6 protein-coding genes are annotated in these 7,993 nt (G+C 68.9%); 4 read left to right on the top strand and 2 right to left on the bottom strand.

The features are described 5' to 3' along the window. Positions 1 to 1,329: SbcC/MukB-like Walker B domain-containing protein (locus DSP71_RS09420; RefSeq protein WP_309472615.1), on the top strand; the 1,329-nt coding region annotated here is incomplete at its 5' end. Between the two features lie 30 nt (positions 1,330 to 1,359). On the opposite strand, the gene DSP71_RS09415 is transcribed toward DSP71_RS09420, so the two are convergent. Then, on the bottom strand, positions 1,360 to 1,917 hold the full coding sequence (locus tag DSP71_RS09415) for a nucleoside phosphorylase (protein WP_046747291.1): 558 nt from the start codon (positions 1,915 to 1,917) through the stop codon (positions 1,360 to 1,362). Between the two features lie 107 nt (positions 1,918 to 2,024). Between DSP71_RS09415 and nadE the strand changes: the two genes are divergently transcribed. The 3 genes from nadE (at position 2,025) to DSP71_RS09400 (ending at position 7,167) form a co-directional block, all read left to right on the top strand. Then, positions 2,025 to 2,843 carry an ammonia-dependent NAD(+) synthetase gene (nadE, locus tag DSP71_RS09410; RefSeq protein ID WP_061015528.1) on the top strand — a complete coding sequence of 273 codons (819 nt, stop codon included), beginning with the start codon at positions 2,025 to 2,027 and terminating at the stop codon, positions 2,841 to 2,843. Positions 2,844 to 2,926: 83 nt separating this feature from the next. Further along, positions 2,927 to 6,397, top strand: coding sequence for a bifunctional RecB family nuclease/DEAD/DEAH box helicase (locus tag DSP71_RS09405; protein ID WP_113680960.1), 3,471 nt, complete (start codon positions 2,927 to 2,929; stop codon positions 6,395 to 6,397). After that, entirely contained in the window at positions 6,394 to 7,167 is a 774-nt protein-coding gene (locus DSP71_RS09400; protein ID WP_113680959.1) for a hypothetical protein, read from the top strand. The genes DSP71_RS09405 and DSP71_RS09400 overlap by 4 nt, the downstream gene beginning before the upstream one ends. Positions 7,168 to 7,206: 39 nt before the next feature. Here DSP71_RS09400 and upp read toward each other — a convergent pair whose 3' ends face one another. Further along, positions 7,207 to 7,839 (bottom strand): uracil phosphoribosyltransferase, encoded by a 633-nt coding sequence (upp, locus tag DSP71_RS09395; protein ID WP_021198071.1) that lies wholly within the window; start codon positions 7,837 to 7,839, stop codon positions 7,207 to 7,209. Between the last annotated feature and the right edge of the window lie 154 nt (positions 7,840 to 7,993).

Raw genomic sequence — 7,993 nt, 5'->3', positions numbered from 1 at the left:
CGGGAAGGCGAGCTGGCATCCAGATCCTCTGCGCTCCGCGCCGAACTCGCGGCCGCCACCGCTCGCGCCGACGGGCGCGACGTCGAACGTGCCGAGACCGAGTACGAGGAGGCCGCTGCGGCTCTCGCGGACAGCCGCGCGGCTGTCGAGACGCTGACCGCGCTCGACACGCAGCTCGCGGACCTCGTGACGCGGCTCGAGCATCTCGACACCGAACGAGAAGACGACGCGAGGGCTTTGGCGGAGGCACGCGAACAGCATGCCGTCCTGCGTCAACGTCGCACGGAGGCACAGGAGCTGATCGCCGCGGCGCGGGCTGCATTCCCCACGGTCGCCGAACGGCTGGCGGACAACGAGGTCAAGGTCGCGGCTGCGCGTGCGCTGAGCCAGGCGATCTCCGAGCGCGTGCGCAGGGCCGAGGCCCTCGTCGGCGCCCAGGCACAGCGCGACGCCGGTCTCGCGGACTCCGTGTTCGCTGACGAGGCAGCAGCGGAAGAGGCGCTGCGCCCGCTCTCAGTCCAGGAAGCGCTGGACGCGCGGATCACGCAGCACGCGGTGCAACGGGAGAAGGAGCGGGCCGTGCTGTTCGACCTCGAACTCCGCACCCTGCCGGAAGAGCCCATCGACCTGGCACCGGCCGAACGAGCATCAGCGGAAGCTCGTAGCCTCTGGACCACGGCGGTCGACGAGGCAGCCAAGGCCGCCGGCACCGCGGAACGGCTCGGCGGGCTGATCGATTCTGCCGCGATCGAGCAGGCTCGCAGCGCCGACGAGGCCGCGGAGTTCGAGGTGCTGCAGAACCTCGCGGACACGATCGCGGGCAGGGGCGTCAACACCCGCAAGATGACTTTGGAGACGTTCGTCCTCGCAGCAGAGCTCGAGGAGATCGTCGAGGCGGCCAACCGTCGGCTGCACGAGATGTCCACCGGGCGGTATCAGCTGCGGCACTCCGACGCGCTCGCGGCCCGCGGTGCGGCTTCCGGACTCGGCATCGTGGTGTTCGACGCGTTCACCGGCCAGACCCGACCACCGCAGTCGTTGTCGGGAGGTGAGACCTTCCTCACGTCACTCGCGTTGGCGCTGGGATTGGCCGAGGTCGTGACGGCACGCGCGGGCGGCATCCGCTTGGACACCCTCTTCATCGACGAGGGGTTCGGTTCCCTCGACGGTGACACTCTCGACGTGGCCATGCGCACACTCGATGAGTTGCGTCAGGGCGGCAGGACCGTCGGTGTGATCAGCCATGTCGAGGCCATGCAGGAGCAGATCCCCGCGCAGCTCACGGTGCGAGCGCTGCCCAACGGCCCCAGCATCATCGACGCCCGCTGACGCGGGCCAGTGCGATCCGCCTGTCGCGCGTCAGACGCCGTATTCGCTGCGGATGACGTCGCGCAGCTGCACGCTGCAGCGGGCGACGGCCTCGCGCCAGTCTGTCAGCGCGCCGTCTTCCGCCTGGTCGGACACCGCACGCAACACGCGGATCGGAACACCGAACTGCTCGGCGACCCAGATGAAGGCGTAGGTCTCCATGTCGACCAGTGCAGCACCGGAGGGGCGGATCACGGCGGTGACCTCGGCGTCCTCGACGAAGTGGTCACCGGTCGCGATCAACACGCCGTCGCGTCCGGTGGAGACGCGTGCAGGCAGTGAGACGTGCTGCCCGCGAACGCCGTCGAGGTCGGTGACGTCGTGCTGGAACGCGCTGCCGACCTCGTGGACGGTCGCCTCGAGGCCGGGCTCGATGGCTCCGGCTGTTCCGACCACCACGATCTCGTCGTAGACCTTGGCATCGAGTGCGCGGGTCAGGCCGTACGTGGCCGGCAGCTTTCCGGCGCCGGTCACGAGTCGGTCGAAGCCGTCGAGCTCCTCCGGGAATGCGGACAGTTCGGAATCGAGGGCAGCGACGAGGAGCTTCACCGGTCCATTCTCTCAGGCCTTCGCTGGCAGGAGCATGCGAACGCCGCGGTGTCACCCGGACGTAACACGCAGGGGCGATACTGGTCGAGGACAAGACGGAGGATGACATGTCGTTGCAGAAGCAGATCTCTGAAGACCTCGGCGTCAGGCCCGAGATCGATCCTGAGGCCGAGACCGATCGTCGGATCGGCTTCCTCGCCGACTACCTGCGTGCCACCGGAGCGAAGGGGTTCGTGCTCGGGATCTCGGGCGGGCAGGACTCCACGTTGGCCGGCCGTCTGGCACAGCTCGCGGTGGAGCGTGTGCGCGCCGAGGGCGGCGAGGCGAAGTTCCTCGCGGTGCGTCTGCCCTATCGGGTTCAGCACGATGCCGAAGACGCGGAAGCCGCGCTGGCGTTCATCGCGCCCGACTCCTCCGTCGAGGTCAACATCCAGAACGGTGTCGACGGGGTGGAGGAGGACATCGAGTTCGCGGTCACGAGCGACATCAGCGACTTCAACCGCGGCAACATCAAGGCTCGCGTCCGCATGGTCACGCAGTATGCGCTCGCCGGTCACGACGGACTGCTGGTGATCGGCACCGACCATGCGGCGGAGGCGGTGACCGGCTTCTACACGAAGTTCGGTGACGGCGCTGCCGACATCCTCCCGTTGTCCGGGCTCAGCAAGCGGCAGGGACGCTCGCTGCTGCAGTTCCTCGACGCTCCGGACCGACTCGCCTTCAAGGTGCCGACGGCCGATCTCTTGGACGGCCAGCCCGGACGCGCCGACGAGGACGAACTCGGCCTCACGTACGAGCAGATCGACGACTTCCTCGAGGGGCGCGAGGTCGATCCTGAGGTCGCCGGTCGCATCGAGGCCAGGTATCTCGCGACGCAGCACAAGCGACACCTCCCGGTGACGCCCGACGACACCTGGTGGCGCTGAACCCGCGCGTCGAGGAGCCGTCCGCTTTCGCCTGTGTCCGATGCCGCGGATAGTGTCGAAGCATCCGACAGAACGGGAGCATCGTGCGGATCGACACTCAGGCGCAACGCGTCATCTGGAGCGCGAGCGACCTCAAGGCGGCCGCCGAGTGCGAGTTCGCGTGGGCCCGGGCGATCGACGCGAAGCTGGGGCGCGTCCCCGCCGTCGAAGAGCCGGAGGATGCGACTCTGAAGCGCGCGGCCGAGCTCGGCGACGTGCACGAGCAGAACGTGCTCGACCGGTACATCCACGATCTCGGTGACGAGAACGTGCACCGCATCGAGAAGGTGTCCTCGGTCGACGCGGAAGCGCTCGCTGCGGCAGTCGACGAGACGGTGGCTGCACTGCGCTCGGATGCGCTCGTCGTGTTCCAGGCGGCTTTCGCGACGGACGAGTTCGTCGGGTTCGCGGACTTCCTGCGCAAAGACGATGAGGGGCGCTGGCGTGTGCAGGACTCGAAGCTCGCCCGCAAAGCCCGTGTGACAGCTCTCATGCAGCTCGCGGCATATGTCGACCAGCTCGACCGCCTGCGGATCTCCCGTTCCGACGAGGTGGACCTGATCCTCGGAGACGGCACGCTCAGCACGCACGCCGTCGACGATCTGCTCCCGTTGTTCCAGGTGCGCAGGGCAAGGCTGCGCGCCCTCATCGCGGATCGCCGCATCGCCGACGGCGCCGCGGGCGCTCCTCTGGCCTGGGGCGACGATCGCGGTGACCTCCAGGTGGTCGCCTGCGGGCGCTGCGCGACCTGCGAGGAGCAGGTGCTCGCACACCGGGACCTGCTGATGGTGGCGCGGATGCGTCCGGTGCAGCGAGCTCGGCTCCGGGCTGCAGGCATCGAGACGATCGACGCCCTGGCCGGCGCGATCGAGGCGCCGACGGGGATGAACGCCGATACGTTCGAGACGCTCCGTGCCCAGGCCCGCCTGCAGCTGCGGGCTGACACCGAGGGTGTGCCGACCTTCGACGTGCACTACGCGCAGGCCATCCACACGCTCCCGCTCCCCAGCCACGGCGACATCTTCTTCGATTTCGAGGGCGACCCGCTGTACACCGAGCCTGCTCCCGACGGCGAGGCGCACTGGGGGATCGACTACCTCTTCGGCTGGGTGGACAACGCCGACCAGTACTCGGCACTGTGGGCGCATACGTTCGCCGAAGAGAAGCGGGCGCTAGAGACGTTCCTCGACTTCGTCAATGCCCGCAGAGCGGCGCATCCGGGAATGCACATCTATCACTATGCCCCGTACGAGACCTCGCATCTCGTGGCCATGGCAGCGCGGCACGGAGTGCGCGAAGGCGAGGTCGATCGGCTGCTCCGTGAAGGGGTGTTCGTCGATCTGTATCCGCTCGTGCTGCGGACGGTCAGGGTGGGCTCCCGGTCGTACTCGATCAAGAAGCTCGAGCCGCTCTACATGGGCGACGACGTCCGGACGAGCGACGTGCAGAAGGGTGACGACTCGATCGTGCAGTACGTCGCGGCCCGCGAGCTCGCCGCGGCCGGGCAGCGGTCCGAAGCAGACGCGGTCCTCGCCGACCTCGCCGACTACAACCGCTACGACTGCGTCTCGACACGGCGCCTGCGCAACTGGCTGATCGACATCGCGAGGGAGAAGGGCGTCACGCCGGCGCCCCCCGACGACGCGGACGAGGTCATCTATGAGCCGTCTCCCCGATCGGTCGCGCTCCTCGCCGATGCGGAGCGCGCCGTGGAGGCAGGCGGCGACGGACAGGTGCACCGCATCGCGGCCGCGGCCATCGACTACTTCCCCCGTGAAGCGAAGAGCTTCTGGGTGTCGCACTTCCAGAGGCTGCGCGAACCGGTCACGATGTGGGACGGCACGCGTGATGTGGTGCGGGTAGACCGTCCGTCGTCATCGGTCGTCCGGGAGTGGAGCATCATCGAGGGGCGGAGAGTGATGTCCAGGGACATCGAGATCCGCGGCGAGGTGTCACCCGGCACCACGCTCGGTCCCGGTGCCCAGCCGTTCGCGCTGTACGAGGTGCCAGCCCCGTTCGACACCGAGGTGCCCTCACGCGCCGTCCACGTACCGCACACGGTCACGATCGCCGAGGTGCTCGACGACGGCTACCTCGTCACAGAAGCGGCTGTGCAGGGACAGACCTGGGATGAGCTGCCGCTTGCGCTCACTCCGGCGGCTCCGCCTCGGGTGGTGTCGCTGCAGGGCGCGATCGACGAGTGGGCCGACGCGGTGCACCTGGCCGCGCCGGGCTTCCCCCAGGATGCGGCCACCGACATCCTGCGCCGACTGCCCCCGCGCACCTTCTCGGGCGGCGCGCTCCCGGAAGCAGGTGATGACACGATCGATGCGATCGTGCGCGGAGTGCTCGACCTCGATCACAGCTACCTCGCCGTGCAGGGCCCTCCGGGGACGGGGAAGACCTACACGGGTTCGCGCGTGATCGCGCGTCTGGTCAACGAGCACGGCTTCAAGGTCGGCGTCGTGGCGCAGTCGCACGCCATCATCGACACGCTTCTCGAGCGGATCGTCGCCGACGGCGTCTCGCCCGCCCAGGTGGCGAAGGCGCCGAAGGATCCCGATGCGGACCCGTCATACACCGTGATCCCGAAGAACGGCATGGCCTCCTTCCTCGCCGAGCACGCCGGTGAGGGCGCGGTCGTGGGCGGTACGGCCTGGGACTTCAGCAACACCCAGCGCGTCGAACGGGCCGGGCTCGATCTCCTCGTGATCGACGAGGCGGGGCAGTTCTCGCTCGCCTCGACGATCGCGGTCGCGGCCGGAGCGAAACGGTTGCTGCTCCTCGGCGACCCGCAGCAGCTCCCGCAGGTGAGCCAGGGCGCCCACCCCGAACCGGTGGACACGTCCGCTCTCGGCTGGGTGATGGACGGCGATCCGGTCGTGCGGCCCGAGTACGGCTACTTCCTCGCTCGGTCGTGGCGGATGCACCCCTTCGTGGCCGCTCCGGTGTCGAAGCTCGCCTACGCGGGACAGCTCGCCTCGGCACCCGGAACCGAACTCCGGTCGCTCGAGGGTGTCGACGTGGGTCTCCATGTCATCCCGCTGCGCCACCGCGGAAACGCGACGCAATCGCCCGAGGAAGCGGCAGAGGTCGTCCGCCTGGTCGCCGATCTGGTCGGCCGGGTCTTCACCGACAACGACCCCGAGGCGTCGACGCGACCACTCGCGCAGTCCGACGTCATCGTGGTCACGCCCTACAACGCGCAGCGTCAGCTGGTGCTCGACGCGCTCGCCGACGCCGGCTTCCCCGACGTCCCTGTCGGCACGGTCGACAACTTCCAGGGCAAGGAGGCAGTGGTCTCCATCACCTCGCTCGCGGCGTCGAGCGGTCGGGATGCGCCGCGCGGTCCGGAGTTCCTGCTGCTCCAGAACCGCCTCAACGTCGCGATCTCCCGAGCACAGGTCGTCGCCTACCTGATCCACTCGCCCGCGCTGCTCGACGACCTGCCGTATACGCCTGAGGGCGTCGCCAGGCTCAGCGCGTTCGCCCGGCTCGTCGGAGCGGCCGAGTGAGCGCCCACACCACCGACCAGATCATGCGCGCCGCGGCAGCGTGGGTGTGGTTCCCCCGCGACAGTGAGCACGAGCGCGAGCATCTGCTCCTCGTGCGGGATCCTGCACGGTTCGGCGGGGGAGTGCGAGGTTCGCAGGTCGACTCCGCGCTGTCGGCCGTCGACGTGGTGGATGGCGCACTGGCGCGGACGAGAGCATGGGGCGCCTCGCAGTTCACGTTCTGGACGAATCCTTCCGATCGGCCCGACGTCGAGGACGAGCTTCGGCGACGCGGGGCAGAGCACGTCGATACGGTGGCGGTGTTCGCACGACCCGTCGACGAGGTGGAGGTCGAGGTGCCGTCCGACGTGTCCACCGAGATCGTGCGTACCCTCGATCAGGTACGCGACCTCGACGGCGTCAATGTGCCCGTGTGGCACCAGCAGCCCCTCGATGAGGAGGGTCTCCGGGCCGAACTCGACGAGGTGTCCGCGGCGCTCGAGGCGCAGACCGGGTTCCGTGTGCTCGCGCGCATCGATGGACGCGCCGTCAGCACCGGGGGATGCACGATCGAGGACGGGTTCGTGCGGCTCTGGGGCGCATCCACACTGGAGAGCCACCGCGGTCGCGGCGCCTACCGCGCAGTGCTGGCCGAGAGACTGCGGCAGGGTGCGGCATGGGGAGCGAAGACGGCCCTGGTGAAGGGTCGCGTCTCGACGTCAGCGCCCATCCTCGCCCGTGCGGGCTTCACTCACCACGGAGATGAGCGCGCCTACCGCCTCACCATCTGAGGCGGAAGACGCGCCGAAGAGGTCGTACGCTGCCGAGGATCAGACCGTGCCGTAGAGCCGGTCGCCCGCGTCGCCGAGGCCGGGCACGATGTAGCCCTTCTCGTCGAGACGCTCGTCGAGCGCGCCGAGCACGAGGGTCACGTCGCGGTCGCCGGCCATCGCCTCGATCGCGGCGACGCCCTCGGGAGTGCCGAGCAGGCAGATGGCCGTGACATCCTTGGCGCCGCGGTCGAACAGGAACTGGATCGCGGCGGCGAGCGAACCACCGGTCGCCAGCATGGGGTCGATCGCGAAGCACTGGCGGTCGCTCAGGTCGTCGGGCAACCGCTCGGCGTAGGTGGTCGGCTCGAAGGTGGTCTCATCGCGCACCATGCCGAGGAAGCCGACTTCAGCCGTCGGAAGCAGCTTCACGAGGCCTTCGAGCATGCCGAGACCGGCGCGCAGGATCGGCACCACGATGGGGCGGGGCTCCGAGATCTTCACACCCGTCGTGGTGGTCACCGGGGTCGTGATCTCGATCGGGCTGACCTTCACGTTGCGGGTCGCCTCGTACGCGAGCAGTGTCACGAGCTCCTCCGTGAGCTGTCGGAACACCGGTGAGGGCGTGCGCGCATCGCGCAGCACCGAGAGCTTGTGAGTGATGAGAGGGTGGTCGGCCACGTGAACACGCATGAATACAGGGTAATGCGCCACGCGGTCAGGCACGACATCGGGACTCGGGCCGGGCTCGACGGCTGTCGTAGGCTCGACGCATGACCGCAGCCGACCGACGCGCGATGACGCGTGCCCTCGAGCTCGCCAGCGAAGCGGCCATGGCATCCGAGAT

The organism is Microbacterium sp. H6 (genome assembly GCF_003314775.1).
Lineage (GTDB): Bacteria > Actinomycetota > Actinomycetes > Actinomycetales > Microbacteriaceae > Microbacterium > Microbacterium oxydans.
Note: the sequence above shows the minus strand (reverse complement) of the source record. Positions and strands in the feature narration are given on the sequence as shown.